The organism is Pseudobutyrivibrio sp. OR37, assembly GCF_900113655.1.
Taxonomy (GTDB): domain Bacteria; phylum Bacillota; class Clostridia; order Lachnospirales; family Lachnospiraceae; genus Pseudobutyrivibrio.
The window spans coordinates 1-17,491 of sequence record NZ_FOQF01000016.1; the positions used below are offsets into that span (position 1 = coordinate 1).

The following is a 17,491-nucleotide window of genomic DNA, read 5'->3' on the forward strand; positions in this document are numbered from 1 at the left end:
AAAATGAAACAACACCTGCCGGTGTTGCCTTGAATATAAGTGCTTTGCACAAACTTAATCTTTCATTTGCTTGATTACAGGATATCTGCCCAGAAATGGGAGTCAAGGATGCTTCGCACCGATGGCTGAGTCCTTGACACCCATTTCAAGGCAGATAAAATATCAACAAGCAAACGAAGGATTAGTTGCCATACATAAAAGTATGAGATATTCAAACAATCAATGGCTTGCGTAAGCAAGGCTTCCTTTTTTAACAGAAAAGAGGTAAACTTTAGCCATCAATTCTAGAACCTATTTTTCAAGAGGGAATCTCTCACTACTTCCAACTGACACTGAATTTACTCTATCGAAAGCTAGCATAGTGATAGTCAAATAGTATAATAACGGGTATAATAAAAGCTGTAGATTTGCTCAATCTACAGCTTTTTTAGAGGTCGAAGAGGAGAATATCAATGGGCATATATTTAAATCCTGGTAATGAGGGCTTTAAAAATATAATAAATGGTATATATAGGGATAAGACAGGCCTAATAAAAGTAGTAAATTCTACTGTAAATACGCCTGATAAGCTTACTTGTATAAGTAGACCTCGTCGTTTTGGAAAATCATATGCAGCAAAAATGCTTTGTGCGTATTATGATAAGTCTTGTTCTGATTCTAAAGAGTTGTTTTCAAAACAAGGATATGCTATTTCAAAAGATGATACTTTCGAAGAATATTTAGGACAGTATAATGTAATCTATTTGGATATAACTGGCTTCATATCATCGGAATCTGAAATAAAAGAGCTTGTTAAAGATATAAAAAACAAAATAGCGACAGAGCTTTTAGATGCATTTGCATATCTTGGTGAAGAAATGTCGTTGATAGAAATGCTTGTAAATGTGGCAGAGCATGATTCCAAATTTTTCTTTATTATCGATGAATGGGATGCTTTATTTCGTGAATATCAAGAAGAAGAAGAGCTTCTTAATGAGTATATAAACTTTTTAAGAGAGTTGTTTAAAAACGGTAATGTTACAGACAAAATAGTAGCCGGTGCATATATGACTGGAATTCTACCGATAAAGAAATACGGTCATCAATCAGCCATATCTGATTTTAGAGAATACACCATGATTCAGCCATCTATTTTTGCAGAATATGTTGGCTTTACAAAGAGTGATATAGATTGGTTTACTCAAAAATATACTGTTAATAAAACAAAATTGAAACAATGGTACGATGGTTACTCATTCGTAAAGGTGGGAGATGTATATAACCCGAACTCTGTAGTTCAAGCCATAAGGACTGGGGTGTATGATACATACTGGTCTAAAACTGAGACATTTAATGCTCTTTTGAAGTACATAAATATGGATCAGAATAATTTACAGTCAGATTTGATTCAGATGATTGGTGGAAATGAGATGCCAGTCGATACTTCTACATTCCAAAATGATATGACATCAATAAGGACAAGAGATGATGTACTGTCTTTACTGATTCATTTGGGATATCTTGCATATAACTCAACTAAGGAAACAGTAAGAATACCAAATGAAGAAATACGAAGAGAGTTTTTAAGCACAATTAGAGTCGGAAGCCATGATGCAACAAATAGAATAATAATGAACTCGGATCAATTAATAATTGATACCATTAATTGTGATGAAGAGGCTGTGGCTAAGGCTGTACAGGATGTCCATGATGCAGGTACATTTGGAGTATCACCGCTATTTTATAATGACGAGCAGGCGCTTCGTTCTGTTGTTAAATTTGCTTATATTAGCTGTGCAAATAATTATATTAAGATAGAGGAATTACCATCTGGTCATGGATATGCGGATATCGTTTATATTCCAAAGGCTGGATCTAACTTTCCAATTCTATTAATTGAGCTAAAAATGAATGGCAGTGAGGATGGAGCAATTGCGCAGATTGAGCGAGGAAACTATCCTAAGGTATTCGAGAATATCGATAGTGAAGTGATTCTTTGTGGAATTAATTATGATGGAAAGTCCAAAAGTCATGGCTGTAAGATTAAGAAGATAAAGAGTATTAAGGGATTATAGGTGAAGTTTTATATTTTATGTTGCTACCCATAATGTAAATTTTATATAATATCTATATGGAATGTATTTCTTGGGGGAGTAGTATATGAACATTATTCATCGAATTATAAATAATGTATATAGAATAGCTGTGGAAATTTTTTCTACGGCTATTTTTGCTTTGTTAATTCTTTTGAGTGTCGTCTCAACATGCTACATAGCAAGTGATTCAGATGAAGTAACTTTTTTTTGTAGGAATAATTTTCTGATTAATTTTTTATTTTTGCTGTGCATACTCACGGTAATAGTTTTATATAAAAGATTATTCAAAAACCTGCTGGAGGCATTTCTTAAAGACGATGTAAAATTCAATAGAGCGAGATTTATCCTGCTAGGAATCATATTCTGCCTATCAATTATATGGGTAATCGTATCTCAGGTGGTGCCAGGTTCGGATCAGCTGGATGTCATGTCTTGTGCCTATAAATTAAGGTATGAGGAATATAATATGTTAGAATCTGGTGGTTACTTAGATACTTGGCGTAATCAGCTCGGACTAACTATGATTGAATATTATTTCGGAAAAGTATTTGGCGATTATAATATTATTGGATTTCAGTTATTCAATTGTATAGGGATATTACTATTTTATAAAAAAGTTGAAGATATCCTTGAATTATTAGGATTTGAAAGAATGGTGCAGATTTTGACATTGTTCTGTGGCATAATATTTATTCCATTTATAATGTATACTGCGTTTGTATATGGAAATATATGGAGTATTGCCTTGGCAATAGCAGCCTTTGACAGTGAGCTAAGGTTTTTGCAAAACCACAAATGGAGTCAGATGATTTTGTCTGCGGTATTAATAGGTGTGGCCTATCAGGTAAAGAACAATGTTCTAATTATTTTACTAGCAATGATGACATATGCTTTAGTTGTATCAATGAAGGATAAGGATAGTTTTTTTAGGGGTGTGGTTTATGTAATTGCTTGCTGCATTGTATTTTTCATGATAAGTAAATTACCTAATTATGTATTGGAGAAGAAAACTGGATATATATTAAATCAAGGTGTTAGTCCTTGGGCATTTGTAGCTATGGGATTACAGGACGATGGTGCGGGTCCTGGTTGGTACAATGGCTACAATCATGATACTTATTATGAGAACAATTGTATTACAAAGCTACAGGAAAGACAGGCAAAGGAAGAAATTGATGAAAGAGTTAATTTCTTTATAGAAGATAATCATTATGCATTTGAATTCTTTTCAAAGAAGATTGCATCTATGTGGACGGAGCCTACATATCAGGCCTTTTGGATAGGCCAAATAAGAAATCATAGAGTAAACTATCCTGCTTGGCTTGATGATTTTATGAGTGTTGGAAGTTATACAAGGGTGGCTTCCTTATTAGGAAACTTTCAGCTGTTTCTTTTCTTTGGTTGTCTGATATGGTTATTATTAGAACCTAAGGAAACATTTGTTAAAAATTCATTTTTTATTCTATGTATAGTTGGGGGATTCCTATTTCATTTATTTTGGGAAGCAAAATCCCAGTATTCTATTACATATGTAGTTCTTATGATTCCAATGGCTTTGCAGGGATTCGCACATTTGACAAAGTGGCTTCAGGAGAAAAAAATAAGGGAAATAAATATGTTGGTTCTGTTATGGGGGCTAGTTATAATTGTTTCTTATGGAGGTATCTATAAGTATGATCAAAATAGATGCCTAACTGCAGATAATGATATTTATGCTGAATATGTTAAAAACTTTAAAATGCCGTATACAAATGAGTCTGTACTTGATATTAATATTATGAAGATTGAGAGGAATGATTATAAGGGACAAAGTGTATATTATCTAAGGTTGTTGGAAGAAAACGGAGTGATATACTAATTAGCATAGTGATAGTCAAATAGTATAATAACGGGTATAATAAAAGCTGTAGATTTTCATAATCTACAGCTTTTTAAAAGGCCGAAGAGGAGAATATCAATGGGTATATATCTAAATCCCGGAAACGAAGAGTTTAAAAGGATTATTAAATCAAACTACATAGATAAAACGGGATTGATTAGTATTATCAACTCAAAAATAGAAACAAAGAAGAATCTTGTATGTGTTAGCCGCCCTAGAAGATTCGGTAAGTCATATGCAGCACAGATGCTATGCTCTTATTATGATTGTACTTGTGATTCTAAAGAACTATTTGCAACTTATCAAATCGCAAGGGATGGTACTTGGCTTAGCTATCTTAATCAATTTAATGTAATTTATCTTGATATAACTAGTTTTATTTCGGACCTAAATAGTAAAGGCGATAGCATTAATACGGTGGTCAATGATATTCAGGATGCTGTGATAAATGATATTTCTGCTGTTGCAGAAGTGGATTTGCAAGCTTCTTTTACCAATATACTTTTGAAATATGTAGAGTATTCGGGCAAGAAGATTGTTTTTATCATCGATGAATGGGATGCCATCATTCGTGAGGCTAAGGATAATAACGAAGTTCAGTCCGCATATTTGAATTTGTTGAGAAGCCTCTTTAAGAATGGTAACTTCACTTCAAGAGCGGTGGCAGCCGCATATATGACAGGTATTCTTCCAATTAAAAAAGATGGAACAGAGTCGGCAGTTTCTGATTTTGATGAATTTACTATTATTAACCCTGGAAAATTCTCGGTGTATACAGGGTTTAATGAGGATGACATAAAAACGATATGTGAGAAAATGGAGACACATATTTCCGCTGACGAGTTGAAAGAATGGTATGATGGCTATTCATTTGATGGTATAAATCCAATTTATAATCCATATTCTGTGATGCAGGCAATTGAAATGGGGAAATTGGAATCCTATTGGCGCAAAACTACTGCCGCTGAGACTTTGTTTACATATATAAATATGGACTTTAAGGGCTTGCAGGAGGATATTGCCAGACTTATATCTGGAGAGCATATCCATGTAGATATTAACAATTTTAACAATGATGTTGAAACATTTAATAGTAAAGATGATGTGCTTACCCTATTGATTCATTTGGGATATCTTGCATATGATAACAATACTCAGATGGTCAGAATACCTAATAAAGAAGTCAGAACAGAGTTCGATTCACTTTTGAAAAATGAAAGTAAGTCTAAACTTGCAGATTTAGTGAAAAAATCTGAACAACTTTTCCAAGCAACAATTAATCTTCAAGGAGATGTGGTTGCAAAGGCAATAGATGACATAAGGTGGTCAGAGTATGCGCCTACTTTTTATAATAATGAGCAAGCGCTAAGATATGTAATAAAGTTTGCATATATTTGTTGTGTTGATATGTATCAAAAGGTTGAAGAGCTTCCATCAGGTAAAGGTGTTGCTGATGTAGTGTATATACCTAAGAAAGATTCGAATTTACCAGCAATGGTGGTGGAGCTTAAGTGGAATAAAACTGAAACTGCAGCTCTACAACAGATAAAAGAAAAAAAATATCCAGCCATATTACAAGATTATGCAGGCGATATTTTGTTGGTTGGGGTCAATTATAATGAGAAAACAAAACATCACAGCTGCCTAGTGGAGCGGGCTTCATGTTAAGTATTGAAGCTATAAGAAAAAAATAATTTTGTAAAAATAATGTTTTTATCGATATTATAAATATTGTAGTATAATATGAACGCAGTTATTTTTACAAAAGCCAAGGAGATTTAAAATGCTTACAAAATCATTTGCAAAGACTGAAGATAAAGTATGGTTATCATCGCCTACAATGCACGGCGAGGAGATTAAATATATTCAAGAAGCTTACGATACCAATTGGATGTCTACAGTAGGTGCCAATCTTAATGAGGTTGAGCGACTTGCAGCTGAAAAGGTTGGTGTAAAATATGCTGTAGCTCTTTCAGCAGGCACAGCATCACTTCATCTATCAATGAAGCTTGCTGGAATAGAAGCGTATGGCATGCCAGCAGTAGGACATGGGGCACTCGAAGGACACAGAGTGTTCTGCACTGATATGACATTCGATGCTACAGTTAATCCGGTTGTATATGAAGGAGGAATTCCTGTATTTATCGATACTGAGGCTGACACTTGGAATATGGATCCGGTTGCACTTGAAAAAGCCTTCGAGATTTATCCAGAGGTAAAAGTGGTAGTTTGTGCTCATTTATATGGTACACCTGGAAAGATTGATGAGATCAACGCAATCATTGAAAAGCATGGAGCAATCCTTGTTGAGGATGCAGCAGAATCTTTAGGTGCTACTTACAAGGGTGTTCAGACTGGTTCCTTCGGTCATTACAATACAATTTCATTTAATGGAAATAAGATTATCACTGGTTCTGCTGGCGGTTGCTTCCTTACAGACAGCAAAGAAGCTGCTGAAAAGGTTCGCAAGTGGTCTACTCAGGCTAGAGAAGCCGCAAGCTGGTACCAGCATGAGGAACTTGGTTATAATTATCGTATGAGCAATGTGATTGCAGGCGTTGTTCGTGGTCAGTTCCCACATTTGGAAGAACACATTGCTCAAAAGAAAGCTATTTACGAAAGATACCGTGAAGGATTTAAGGGCCTTCCAGTGCAGATGAATCCAATCGATTTCGAAAATTCTGAACCAAACTATTGGTTATCATGCATGATTATTGATGCCAATGCTATGTGTCCACAGGTGCGTGGCGAGCAGGATGTTCTTTATACACCGGAACATGGCAAAAGCTGCCCAACAGAAATCTTAGAGGCAATTTCTAGCATCAATGCTGAAGGTCGACCAATTTGGAAGCCTATGCACATGCAGCCAATTTATCGCTTAAATCCATTCATCACTCGTGAAGGTAATGGACGTGCTGTAACAAATGCATATATTGCAGGAGGTACTCTTGGTGCAGATGGCAAGCCACTTGACATGGGAGCAGATATCTTTGCACGTGGCTTATGTTTACCTAGTGATAACAAAATGACACCGGAGCAGCAGGATAGAATTATAGAAGTTGTAAGAGCTTGCTTTGAATAGTTGTGAAATATGATGGAGTAAAGTTCCGGAACAATACCAAGTAATATTGATATTGTTCCGGAACTTTGTTATAGAATATCACCCAGTTTGTACCCCTTGATGTTGATTGGACTATCAATTGATAGTGAGTCGAGGGCGAGTAATGATTATTAAGGTAAGTAAAAATGATGTTGCCAGATTCCTTCAAAATGGAATATGGATTACCCTTATAAGGAATAAAGAGTATTAGATGTGGTAATAGGAGTTTTGTATGGTAATGAATTGTCCTATATGTGGGAAAAAACATGATGTAAAATTGAATACATTTTAGTCATTTCTTCAACAAAAAAATATTTTATGAGTAGTGTATGTTTTTATAGTAAGGGACTATTGTTATAATTTCCTTTGGAGGGTGCAAAATGAAACTAATAGATTACAAAAATTCATTAGTCAACGATTACAAGAAAAATAAAAGGACCTTTACCTTTTACCTCGTACTTCGAGGCTTGGTGATACTTACACTCGTTAGATGTCTCATTACAAGAAATTACGAGAGTGCGGCAATCTGCATTTTATCGTTGCTATTATTTTTAATGCCAGCTTTCCTGCAGGAAAAAATGAAGATAGAGTTTCCAGCTGTATTTCAAGCCATAATCTTTGGTTTTATTTATGCTGCGGAAATATTAGGTGAAGTGAATCATTACTATGTAATAATTCCTGGGTGGGATACCATGCTGCATACCATGAACGGATTTTTGTGTGCAGCTATTGGTTTTTCGCTCATCTATTTACTAAACAGAAGCAGCAAGCATATCAACTTATCGCCATTCTATTTAACTCTTGTTGCATTTTGTTTTTCTATGACAGTTGGTGTGATTTGGGAATTCTTTGAATTTACCATGGACCAGTTATTCTATCTAGACATGCAAAAGGATTTCATTGTAAAAGAAATAGGTTCAGTGACACTTGATCCGGAAAATAGTGGAATGCCTTTCATTATCAACAACATTTCAGAGACCATAATCAAAACAGCAGATGGTCAATCCTACGTAGTACCTGGCGGGTATCTTGACATCGGCATCATCGATACCATGAAGGATTTGCTTGTAAATCTGGTTGGAGCTGTGGCATTCAGTATTATCGGCTATACCACATTAAAATTTTCAAAGAAATCTGTGATAGCAGATAATCTAATGATTAAGCCAAAGGAAGATTGAGCACAATCTTTGAGGTCCTGATGATTGCAGCAGCGTAATCACTTTACCAGCTTTTTACATACCTCCTCCATAATACAAATTGCAAACATTATGAATTGTTTTTGTATTAAGCAGGTATGAATTTGATGTTTTCAAATACCATGTGTGATTTACCGGAAGGAGGTTCTATGGCATTAGTTTACATTGTTGAGGATGATAATAATATTAGAGAGATAGAGGAGTTTGCCCTGACGAATGCTGGCTACCATGTAGAAAGCGTTGCTAATGGGGCAGACTTTTTTGACATTTTGGAGCGTAAATTGCCTGATCTTGTATTGCTGGACATCATGCTTCCTGATGAAAGCGGATTTGAAATTGTAAGACAACTTCGCGCCAGTGAAATCACAGGGGGCATTCCTGTGATTATAGTTACCGCAAAAACAGGTGAAATTGACCTGGTTCGAGGCTTGGAAATTGGGGCAGATGATTATATCAAAAAGCCATTTTCTGTAATGGAGCTTACATCGCGTGTAAAGGCAATGATTCGTCGCACTATGGATAATACAAAGGATATTATAGAAATCGACGACATTGTGATAAATGATAAGAGGCACCAGGTGACGGTGTCTGGCCAGACAGTAGAGCTTACATATAAAGAATACGAATTGCTGAAATATCTGGGGTTGAACCGAGGTATTGTTCTAAAACGACAACAGATAATGGACAAAATTTGGGGTATAGACTACGAACTGGAGTCCCGTACCCTGGACATGCATATAAAGACACTAAGAAATAAGCTCGGTGGCAGCGGTAACTTGATTCGCACTGTGCGAAACGTTGGGTATGCTATCGATTGATTATAAATGCTAAGCAGATTATCAAGTGGAATAAAAGGAGGGGAGTTTTATGTGCACAGCAGCAACATACTACACGAAAGACCATTATTTCGGAAGAAACCTGGATTTAGAGTTTTCCTATGATGAGACTGTTACAATCATGCCTAGAAACTATCAATTTAAAGTGAGGCATGGTGAGGATTTAGAAAGTCATTATGCCTTAATAGGAATGGCTTATGTGGTTGATAATTATCCGTTGTTTTATGATGCTATAAATGAAAAAGGCGTTGGCATGGCTGGGTTAAATTTTCCTGATAATGCTGATTACAAGGATATGATGCCAAATAAGGATAACATCACTTCTTTTGAATTTATCCCCTGGATATTGGGACAGTGTGCTTCGGTGAAAGAAGCCAGGGTATTATTAGATAGAATTAATCTGATTAATGAAAACTTTAGTGCGCAGCTACCATTATCGCCACTTCACTGGATGATTTCAGATAAAAAAGAATCAATAGTTGTGGAGCAGACAAAGGCTGGACTTCGTATTTACGATAATCCGGTAGGTGTAATGACCAACAATCCTACCTTTGATATACAGCTTTTTGAATTGAATAAATACATGTCACTATCTGCAGAGCCTGCGAATAGTACATTTGCCCCAGACTTATCACTGAATCAGTATAGCCGTGGAATGGGTGCTATCGGCCTGCCAGGTGATTTATCATCTACATCTCGCTTTGTAAAAGCTGCCTTCACTAGAATGAATTCCATTTCTGGTGAATCAGAACTAGAAAGTGTAAGCCAGTTCTTCCATATCCTAGGTTCAGTAGACCAACAGCGAGGGTGCGTTCATCTTGGCGATAATGCCTACGAAATAACAATCTATACCTCATGCTGTAATTTAGACAAAGGAATTTACTATTACAACACTTATGAGAATCATCAGATTACTGCTGTAGATATGCACAAGGCCAATCTTGATGGAGCAGAGTTATTAACATTTCCATTGAGGCATGCTGAGAATATATTATATGAGAATTAGATGGTTCATAGTTATCGGATAAACATAAATATATCAAGACTGACAAAACAAAACGCCTATGGCTCAAAAGCCATAGGCTCTATTTGTATCCCCCTAATTCAAAATCGCAATCATCAAATTCAAATAAGCTGCAAACGTACACCATGCCAGATAAGGTACAAAAAGTAACATTGCTCTTTTGCACACCATGGAAGATGCCCATATCATGACGATAATCATGACCCAGAGAATCATAAGCCAAATGAAGGCCAAAGTATACTGGGCAGCATTGAAAAAAATGAGTGACCACGCAAAATTAAATGCCAGCTGGACGAAATATACAATTACGGCTATAAACTTTGCTTTTTTCCTATGGGGCGTGTCTGCATGGGCGTGAAGTAAATAATAGCTACCCCAGCCCATTAAAATGTAAAGAATAGTCCAAGCTATAGGAAATATCCAAGCTGGCGGTGCCAGAGGTGGCTGCACCATGACTCCATAGGAATCCATGGCACTACCGGTAATAAATGCGCTGATTGCACCTACCAATAAAGGCAAGGCAACCAAAGGAATAAATCTGAGCATTTTTTGAGCTAATGTCAAATCCTCATTCATAACTGACCTCCTTAATATGGTGGATTAATAATTACAAGAGCAGTATAAAACCCAAATGTCTAAAGTATGTAAAATCCTATGAAATTCTAATAAATCTCATAAATATCTCAGCTATCCGCCAGAGCCGTTGTGATTTTAATTGACATATTATAAAATAAAATAAATTTACATAGCGCAATTCGTTGAAGTGCTTTGTAGTTGTTAGTGAGTTTGTCGCTACTGGGAGGAGAAAATCATGAGACGCAGAGAACGAGAAATAACTGACCAGAATCAGATACAGGAAATCCTAGACACCTGCAGTTATCTACACCTAGGCTTGGTAGATGATGGTATGCCTTATGTAGTTCCTCTCAACTACGGAATTACAAAGGATGAAACAGATGGCCATTACGTCCTATATCTTCATGGGGCCAACGAGGGCCGTAAGCTGGACATCATCAGGAAAAATCCTAACTGTTGCTTCACAATGGAGCGAAATGTTGCCCCTTTTGAGGGACGCATGGCCTGCCAATATGGTATGATTTATGAATGCATCATGGGCTTCGGCACCATCACTATCGTGGAGGATGTTACGGAAAAAATTAATTCCTTGAAGATATTGATGAAAACTCAGACTGGCAGGGATGATTTTGAATTTGACGAGAGAATGGTATCCATTGTTACAGTAATGCGAATTGATGTAAAGGAGCTGACAGCAAAGCAAAGGCCACTGCCAGGCTCATCTCACAATGAGAAATAAAAGATATAGAGGATAATGCAAAATGAATTTTACAAACCAAATCGAAAGCAAAATAGAAGCATTTAAAAATAAGCTTTCAACCCAGCAGATATACGGCTTCGTAGCCGCACTTATTGCAGGCATCATTGCCCATGGTTACGTTATTTTTAATCGAATATCTTACCATGACAACACAGCCTGCCTGTTCAACCTCGGCGGCACCTACGAATCTGGTAGATGGATGCTAGGCTTCGTGTACGACCTGCAGATGAAAACCACAAAACTGTTTTCAGTACCGGTTTTCAACGGCCTGCTTTCTATAGTTTTCATCGCCATAGCGGTAATGGTGTTGATAGATTTATTCAAAATTAAAAGCAAGCTCATTGCAACACTAATCGGTGCCCTCATGGTGGTATACCCGGTTGTAACCAGCATTTTCTCATTCATGTTCACATCATGGGAGTATCAGCTGGCACTCATCCTTGCAATCCTTTCAGCGAAAATATTAATCGAAAAAAGAACCATCAAGAATTTTTGCGTAGCCTCCATTATTTTTGCAGTATGTCTTGGCTTTTATCAGGCATTCATGTCGGTGACAATCGCAATATTCCTTATTTCACTATACTTTGATGTGCTTGAAGACCGCTTCGAAAGCGTACTCGACTACATCAAAACAGGATTAATCTACCTTGCAAACCTTGGCGTAGGCCTGGCTCTTTGGGCAATCATCAGAAAAGTGACAATGACACTAAAGGGTATCACAGCAGTAGATTACAAGGGCATGGATGAAGGCTTCAATTTAGCCCAGTTTCCATCCCTCATCATAGCATCAATAAAGGCATTCTTCGGCTTCGGCCAGGAAGGCATCAATGCAGTGCTTTACCAGCGCGCCTTCACAGCAGTAATCGTTGTTATTGCCATTGTTCAGATAGTATATCTGCTCATCAAAAAGCAGACAGCTGTTTCCATCAAGTTCATAAGCATCCTTGGATTGATACTCCTTCCAATCGGAATGAATGTGGTATATCTCCTGTCTACCAGTAGCGAGTACAATGTAGACTCAGTAATGCTTTACGGCGATATTTTCATCTACATCCTTCCACTGATGATGATTGAAAAGCTGGAAGCTCTTGAAGGCATCAGCGGATTTTTTGCAGCAGCAGTAGGCAAGCTTACATGGCTTCAGCTTGCTTTAATCATCTTCATGACAATCGGCTACACCTACATGGATAACGCCGCATACATGAAGGGCGAAATTGCACAGGAGCAGGCCATCGCATATTTCAACCAGATGATTACAGCTATCAAGACCTGCGACGGTTTTGAAGACGATATGGAAATCGTTCTTGTGGGCTGGTCAGATTTAGATGACAGCACCTTTACCAAGGTTGATTCCACAGATCAGTTAGAGGCTGTTAAAATTACAAAGTTCCCTAGATACAGCGATTTAGTTAAGTACGAGGGCTCTATTTATTTCCTTAGAGAGCATTTGGGCTTTGGTAATGACAATGTCATAATCGATGACGGCACAGTGGCTAAGGAAGCTGCTGTCAAGGCTATGCCTACATACCCTAATGACGGGGCTATTGCAGTAGTGGATGGCCGAGTTATTGTGAAACTGGGCGAATAAAATTGTAATAATTGTAGAAACACTTTACAAAATATGTTATACTTTCCGACGGAAAATAATTCAAACGATTATATATAACGTTCTAGTCAGGAGGAATAACGTGAAAAAGTTAGCTTTAAAATTTTTGGCCATGACAATGGCTTGCACTGTTACAATTTCTACAGTTAGCTTAGATGCCCTCGCCGCAGAGGCCGAGCAGCCAGTAGAAACTGAAATTACAGAGTCAGCCCAGGCCGATGCGTCTCAGGATAGCATTACATCAGAAGTGCCAGAACAGACTGAGGCAGCTTCAACAGAAAATCTTACAACGGATAATACAGAAGACACATCATCTGAAGATGCTTCTATCAACGATCCTTCAATTGAAGAGGAGAAATTGTTGATAGAGGAGGCAGATGAGGAGCAGGATGTGGATAAAGCCACAGAAGAAAACACCTTTGAGGTAGATTCAAATGGTGTCCTCACAGCCTTTACTGCTGCAGATAATTTTGATGGAGCAGTTGTAATTCCAGATGGTGTGGAAACTATAAAGGCAGATGTTTTCGCAGGAAACACCAGCATCACATCTGTGGTATTTCCGAAATCCTTAACAGCCATCCCAGCAGGGGCATTCAAGGGCTGTTCAAATCTTTCCACAGTAGAATTTAAAACAACATCAACATTAAATATTGAATGGGACAAAGAAAAGCCAGCCTTTGCAGGTTGTGCAATTTCTAAGCTTATCCTTGCAGAAGGTTTACAGACAATTCCTGATTATACTTTTAGAGCAACAGGCTTTGCTGCAGGGACAACTATCACTATCCCTGCATCTGTCACAAAAATTGGAATCAGCGCCTTCGAAGCAACAGCTATTTCCGGAATCAACTTTGCAGAGAATAGTAAGCTTAAATCCATCGGTCGTGATGCATTTTATGGTTGTACATCACTTGCAAGTATCACATTTCCAAAATCGCTCACTTTAGTTGGACCATGCTCATTTGTTGGCTGTTCAAACCTTACAGCTGTCACATTCGAAGATGGCAGTGCCCTTGCAACAATCGGTGATAGCGCATTTGAATCTTGTGCAAAGCTTACAAGCATTGCTATTCCAGAAAATACACTCACTATTGGTTCAAAAGCATTTTATGGTTGTAGCGCACTTTCAAATCTTGCAATCAACTCAGGAAGAATTTCCACAGTTGGAACTAAGATTTTTACAGGCACCAACCTTACAGCAGTCACACTGTCTGATGCCATGACATATATTCCAGAGAATCTTTTTGATCATGCATCATTTGCAGCAGGCACTACACTTACAATCCCAGAATCAGTAACTGTAATCAGAGCTTGCGCTTTTAATTCATCAAATATCGCCAATATTGCCTTCCAGGGAAACGGTCTTAGAAAGATTGAAACAAAGGTATTCGAGGATTGTACATCACTTGAAGAAATCACTCTTCCAGAGTCTTTAGAGACAATCGGTCAGGTTTCCTTTAAAGGCTGTACTAAGCTTAAAAACATTGTCATCCCTAATCAGGTGACTCTTATTGATAAGTATGCTTTCCAGAATTGTACTGGTCTTACAAATGTTACATTTGGTTCTAAGCTTTCCAAAATAGGCTACGGTGCATTCATGTCATGTGCTGGTCTGACAGAGCTGAACATTCCAGACAATGTTACTACAATAGATGAATATGCCTTCCTCAGCTGTACTGGCTTGAAGAAAATAAGTGTTTCAGCCAATGTTACAATTCTCCCATACAGAGCATTTGGTAAATGTACAAATCTTGAAGAAGCTTACCTTGGCCCTAACGTTACAAGGGTTATCGTAGGCACAGCTTTCGCGTTCGACGAGACAAACAATTCTCTTTTAAAGATTTATGCTGGTAACAAATCTTCAAAGACTTATGCTGCTCTTATGAAGGCGGTGGATGCAGATTTCCTTTCAAAGGATCAGATTATTATTACAAACACCATCAAGTATCAGATGAATGGCGGCACATCTACAGCCAGCTATCCTACCAGCTATGTGGAGGATGCTGATAGCTTAAGCACCATAAGACTTTATCATCCAACAAAGTCTGACTATGTATTTGCCGGCTGGTATTTAGATGCAAAATTCACAAGCCCTGTTAGCGTTGATGATGTGAATAACAGATACACTGATATTATGCTAAGCAGCCTTAGTGGAAACGTTACTCTCTACGCAAAGTGGATTGGACCTACATTCTACACAGTCACTCTTGATGCGGTAGATGGTACTGTGGGCGGTTCTAAAACAGCTCAAATATCAGTCGCAAAGGATGCCACTTATGGCGAGTGCAACAACATCTGGCAGTTCGGTATGCCAGAAGCTACAAAGAGCGGCTCAAGATTTATCGGTTGGTACACAGAAGACGGCGAGCTAATTTCTGACAGCACTAAGGTAACAAATCTTGCTGATAATCAGAAGCTTACAGCTAGATACGCTGATAAGAGGACAAATGTAGCTGCTCCTGAAATCTATGCAGTAGGCTATGGAAATATCGCCGACAGCATTACAGTAGAAGAGGGCACAAAGCTTTATTTCATCTGCGACACTACAGATGCCACAATCAACTACGAAATTACAAAAGATACAGAAGCTTATAAATCAGGAAAATATAGCTCAAACATCATCCTTAGCAAGGCTGGTACATACACTGTTAAGGCTACTGCTACAATCGACGGCACAGTAAGCCAGCAGGCTACAGCAACAATCACCGTTGAAAGCCAGGCGCCAGCCCTTTACACATCAGCAAAGGCAGGCAAGCTTTGGATGACTTATGCAGATGCAGATTATGATGCCAAAAATGTTAAGGTTCCATACACAGGCGCTGCAGTGAAGCTCAAGGGCTACAAGGTTTACTATGGCAAGACTCTTCTTGTAGAGGGAACTGACTACACTGTTTCATACAAGAACAACACTAAGGCAGCCAAGTATGATGCCAAGAATGCCAAGGGCGTAAGCATTGCCCCAACCATCACAATCAATGGTAAGGGCAGCATTAACGGCTCACTCGCAAAGACATTTACTATTGAAAGCCAGAAGACTGGTGCTACAAAGGCCACAAGCGGTAACACAGTAATTACCATCACATCACCTAGTGATTACATGATTTTCGATGGCACTGAAAAGAAGCCTGCTATCACAGTAGAGGTGAAGAAGACAACAGTTGCACCATCTCAGTATGATGTGACTTACACTGCAACAAAGCTTGGCAAGGGCACCATAACAGTTACCTTCAACAGCGATTCTGAATATTACGGTTCGGTATCAAAGAGCTTCAATATTGCCAAGAGAAATATAAACGACACAGCTATGGATATTAAGCAGGCCAATTCTGTAGTCTATAGCAAGACAAGCTTAAATGGACTCACCAGCATTCAGCTTAAGACAGGTCAGACCACTTATACACTTGCAGAAAAGACTGATTACACCACAAAGGTTTCTACTAAAAAGGTGGACGGCCAGCTCACAGCTACAATGACCATCACTGGTAAGGGCAGCTTCACAGGAAGCCGCAAGATTACATACAACGTAACACCTGCAGATATTAATAATGCAGAGGTTAAGGGCTTGCTTGCCCCAGTTGCATCTACCAAAAAGGGTGTATATAAAGCAGCAGCCTTCAAGGTATATGACGGCAGCGGATTGCTGAAGCAGGGTACAGATTACACTGTAAGCTACATGATTATCGATGCAGCAGGACAGGAAATCGCTCCTGATGCCAAGACAGTTTATCCAGAGGGCACCAAGGTTCAGCTTACTATCACAGGTAAGGGTAACTACGAAAAATCTAAAAAGGTAACATACACTGTTGCCAAAAGCTACGGCTTTGATGCAGATATGCTAAATGTAAGCATTTCAAATGTAACCTATGCTAACAAGGCTAACATCTGCAAGCCAAAGCTTGTAATCAAAAACGCTTACAACGGCGCAACACTAAAGAATAACAAGAAGGGTGATTACTATGTAGAAAGCTACACATACGCTGAGCAGACAGTAATCGCACGAATTGAAAATAAGAAGACAGTTTACTATGTAGTGGACGCAAACACACCTGTTGATAAGACTGATATCGTATCAGCAGGCACAGTGATAAATGCAAACATCAAGGGCGTAGGTAAATACGAGGGCGCCTCTATGGCTGCTTCCTTCAGATATATCTACGATATGAAGAAGGCTACAATTAAGGTTGCCAACCAGACCTACACAGGAAAAGCAATCGTTCCAGACAAGAGCAACATCACTGTTAAGATTGGAAATGTTTCTTTATCTTCCAAGGATTTTGAAATCGTTTCATGCGAAAACAACCTTCGCGCAGGCACAGCCAAAATTACAATTCGAGGCACTGGTGCATATGCTGGCGAGAAGAAAGTAAGCTTTAAGATTGTGAAAAAATCTTTATAAATAATAAACTAAAGAATCCTAAAAAATACGAAATATCTATTGCTAT

General features: G+C 38.1%; 11 protein-coding genes. 10 read left to right on the forward strand and 1 reads right to left on the reverse strand.

What is annotated here, in order from left to right; translation table 11 throughout:
- Nucleotides 1-452: 452 nt before the first annotated feature.
- The 7 genes from BM097_RS08975 to bsh all read left to right on the forward strand — a co-directional run bounded on the left by BM097_RS08975 (nucleotide 453) and on the right by bsh (nucleotide 10,092).
- Nucleotides 453-2,054: an AAA family ATPase gene (locus BM097_RS08975; RefSeq protein ID WP_090548272.1), complete on the forward strand. Its 1,602-nt coding sequence runs from the start codon at nucleotides 453-455 to the stop codon at nucleotides 2,052-2,054.
- Between the two features lie 85 nt (nucleotides 2,055-2,139).
- Nucleotides 2,140-3,933 (forward strand): hypothetical protein, encoded by a 1,794-nt coding sequence (locus tag BM097_RS08980; RefSeq protein WP_090548274.1) that lies wholly within the window; start codon nucleotides 2,140-2,142, stop codon nucleotides 3,931-3,933.
- A gap of 99 nt (nucleotides 3,934-4,032) precedes the next feature.
- Nucleotides 4,033-5,622 (forward strand): AAA family ATPase, encoded by a 1,590-nt coding sequence (locus tag BM097_RS08985; protein WP_090548277.1) that lies wholly within the window; start codon nucleotides 4,033-4,035, stop codon nucleotides 5,620-5,622.
- A 115-nt stretch (nucleotides 5,623-5,737) separates the two neighbouring features.
- Nucleotides 5,738-7,036 carry a DegT/DnrJ/EryC1/StrS family aminotransferase gene (locus BM097_RS08990; RefSeq protein WP_090548280.1) on the forward strand — a complete coding sequence of 433 codons (1,299 nt, stop codon included), beginning with the start codon at nucleotides 5,738-5,740 and terminating at the stop codon, nucleotides 7,034-7,036.
- Nucleotides 7,037-7,434: 398 nt separating this feature from the next.
- Complete coding sequence (locus BM097_RS08995) at nucleotides 7,435-8,232, forward strand: DUF2238 domain-containing protein (protein WP_090548282.1); 798 nt, start codon at nucleotides 7,435-7,437, stop codon at nucleotides 8,230-8,232.
- 167 nt (nucleotides 8,233-8,399) lie between these two features.
- Nucleotides 8,400-9,068 (forward strand): response regulator transcription factor, encoded by a 669-nt coding sequence (locus tag BM097_RS09000; RefSeq protein ID WP_090548285.1) that lies wholly within the window; start codon nucleotides 8,400-8,402, stop codon nucleotides 9,066-9,068.
- 49 nt (nucleotides 9,069-9,117) lie between these two features.
- Nucleotides 9,118-10,092 (forward strand): choloylglycine hydrolase, encoded by a 975-nt coding sequence (bsh, locus tag BM097_RS09005; RefSeq protein ID WP_090548288.1) that lies wholly within the window; start codon nucleotides 9,118-9,120, stop codon nucleotides 10,090-10,092.
- A 93-nt stretch (nucleotides 10,093-10,185) separates the two neighbouring features.
- Here bsh and BM097_RS09010 read toward each other — a convergent pair whose 3' ends face one another.
- Nucleotides 10,186-10,686 carry a TspO/MBR family protein gene (locus BM097_RS09010; protein ID WP_242944685.1) on the reverse strand — a complete coding sequence of 167 codons (501 nt, stop codon included), beginning with the start codon at nucleotides 10,684-10,686 and terminating at the stop codon, nucleotides 10,186-10,188.
- Nucleotides 10,687-10,921: 235 nt separating this feature from the next.
- On the opposite strand from BM097_RS09010, the gene BM097_RS09015 reads away from it, so the two are divergent.
- The 3 genes from BM097_RS09015 to BM097_RS09025 all read left to right on the forward strand — a co-directional run bounded on the left by BM097_RS09015 (nucleotide 10,922) and on the right by BM097_RS09025 (nucleotide 17,445).
- Nucleotides 10,922-11,425, forward strand: coding sequence for a pyridoxamine 5'-phosphate oxidase family protein (locus BM097_RS09015; RefSeq protein ID WP_090548291.1), 504 nt, complete (start codon nucleotides 10,922-10,924; stop codon nucleotides 11,423-11,425).
- 22 nt (nucleotides 11,426-11,447) lie between these two features.
- Nucleotides 11,448-13,034, forward strand: coding sequence for a glucosyltransferase domain-containing protein (locus BM097_RS09020; RefSeq protein ID WP_090548294.1), 1,587 nt, complete (start codon nucleotides 11,448-11,450; stop codon nucleotides 13,032-13,034).
- A 100-nt stretch (nucleotides 13,035-13,134) separates the two neighbouring features.
- The gene (locus BM097_RS09025) at nucleotides 13,135-17,445 is read left to right on the forward strand and encodes a leucine-rich repeat protein (RefSeq protein ID WP_090548297.1); all 4,311 of its coding nucleotides are present in this window, start codon (nucleotides 13,135-13,137) and stop codon (nucleotides 17,443-17,445) included.
- The last annotated feature ends 46 nt before the right edge of the window (nucleotides 17,446-17,491 follow it).

Coding starts and splice junctions, on each gene's coding strand:
- BM097_RS08975 (WP_090548272.1), top strand. CDS start 453: ATGGGCATATATTTAAATCCTGGTAATGAGGGCTTTAAAAATATAATA.
- BM097_RS08980 (WP_090548274.1), top strand. CDS start 2,140: ATGAACATTATTCATCGAATTATAAATAATGTATATAGAATAGCTGTG.
- BM097_RS08985 (WP_090548277.1), top strand. CDS start 4,033: ATGGGTATATATCTAAATCCCGGAAACGAAGAGTTTAAAAGGATTATT.
- BM097_RS08990 (WP_090548280.1), top strand. CDS start 5,738: ATGCTTACAAAATCATTTGCAAAGACTGAAGATAAAGTATGGTTATCA.
- BM097_RS08995 (WP_090548282.1), top strand. CDS start 7,435: ATGAAACTAATAGATTACAAAAATTCATTAGTCAACGATTACAAGAAA.
- BM097_RS09000 (WP_090548285.1), top strand. CDS start 8,400: ATGGCATTAGTTTACATTGTTGAGGATGATAATAATATTAGAGAGATA.
- bsh (WP_090548288.1), top strand. CDS start 9,118: ATGTGCACAGCAGCAACATACTACACGAAAGACCATTATTTCGGAAGA.
- BM097_RS09010 (WP_242944685.1), bottom strand. CDS start 10,686: ATGAATGAGGATTTGACATTAGCTCAAAAAATGCTCAGATTTATTCCT.
- BM097_RS09015 (WP_090548291.1), top strand. CDS start 10,922: ATGAGACGCAGAGAACGAGAAATAACTGACCAGAATCAGATACAGGAA.
- BM097_RS09020 (WP_090548294.1), top strand. CDS start 11,448: ATGAATTTTACAAACCAAATCGAAAGCAAAATAGAAGCATTTAAAAAT.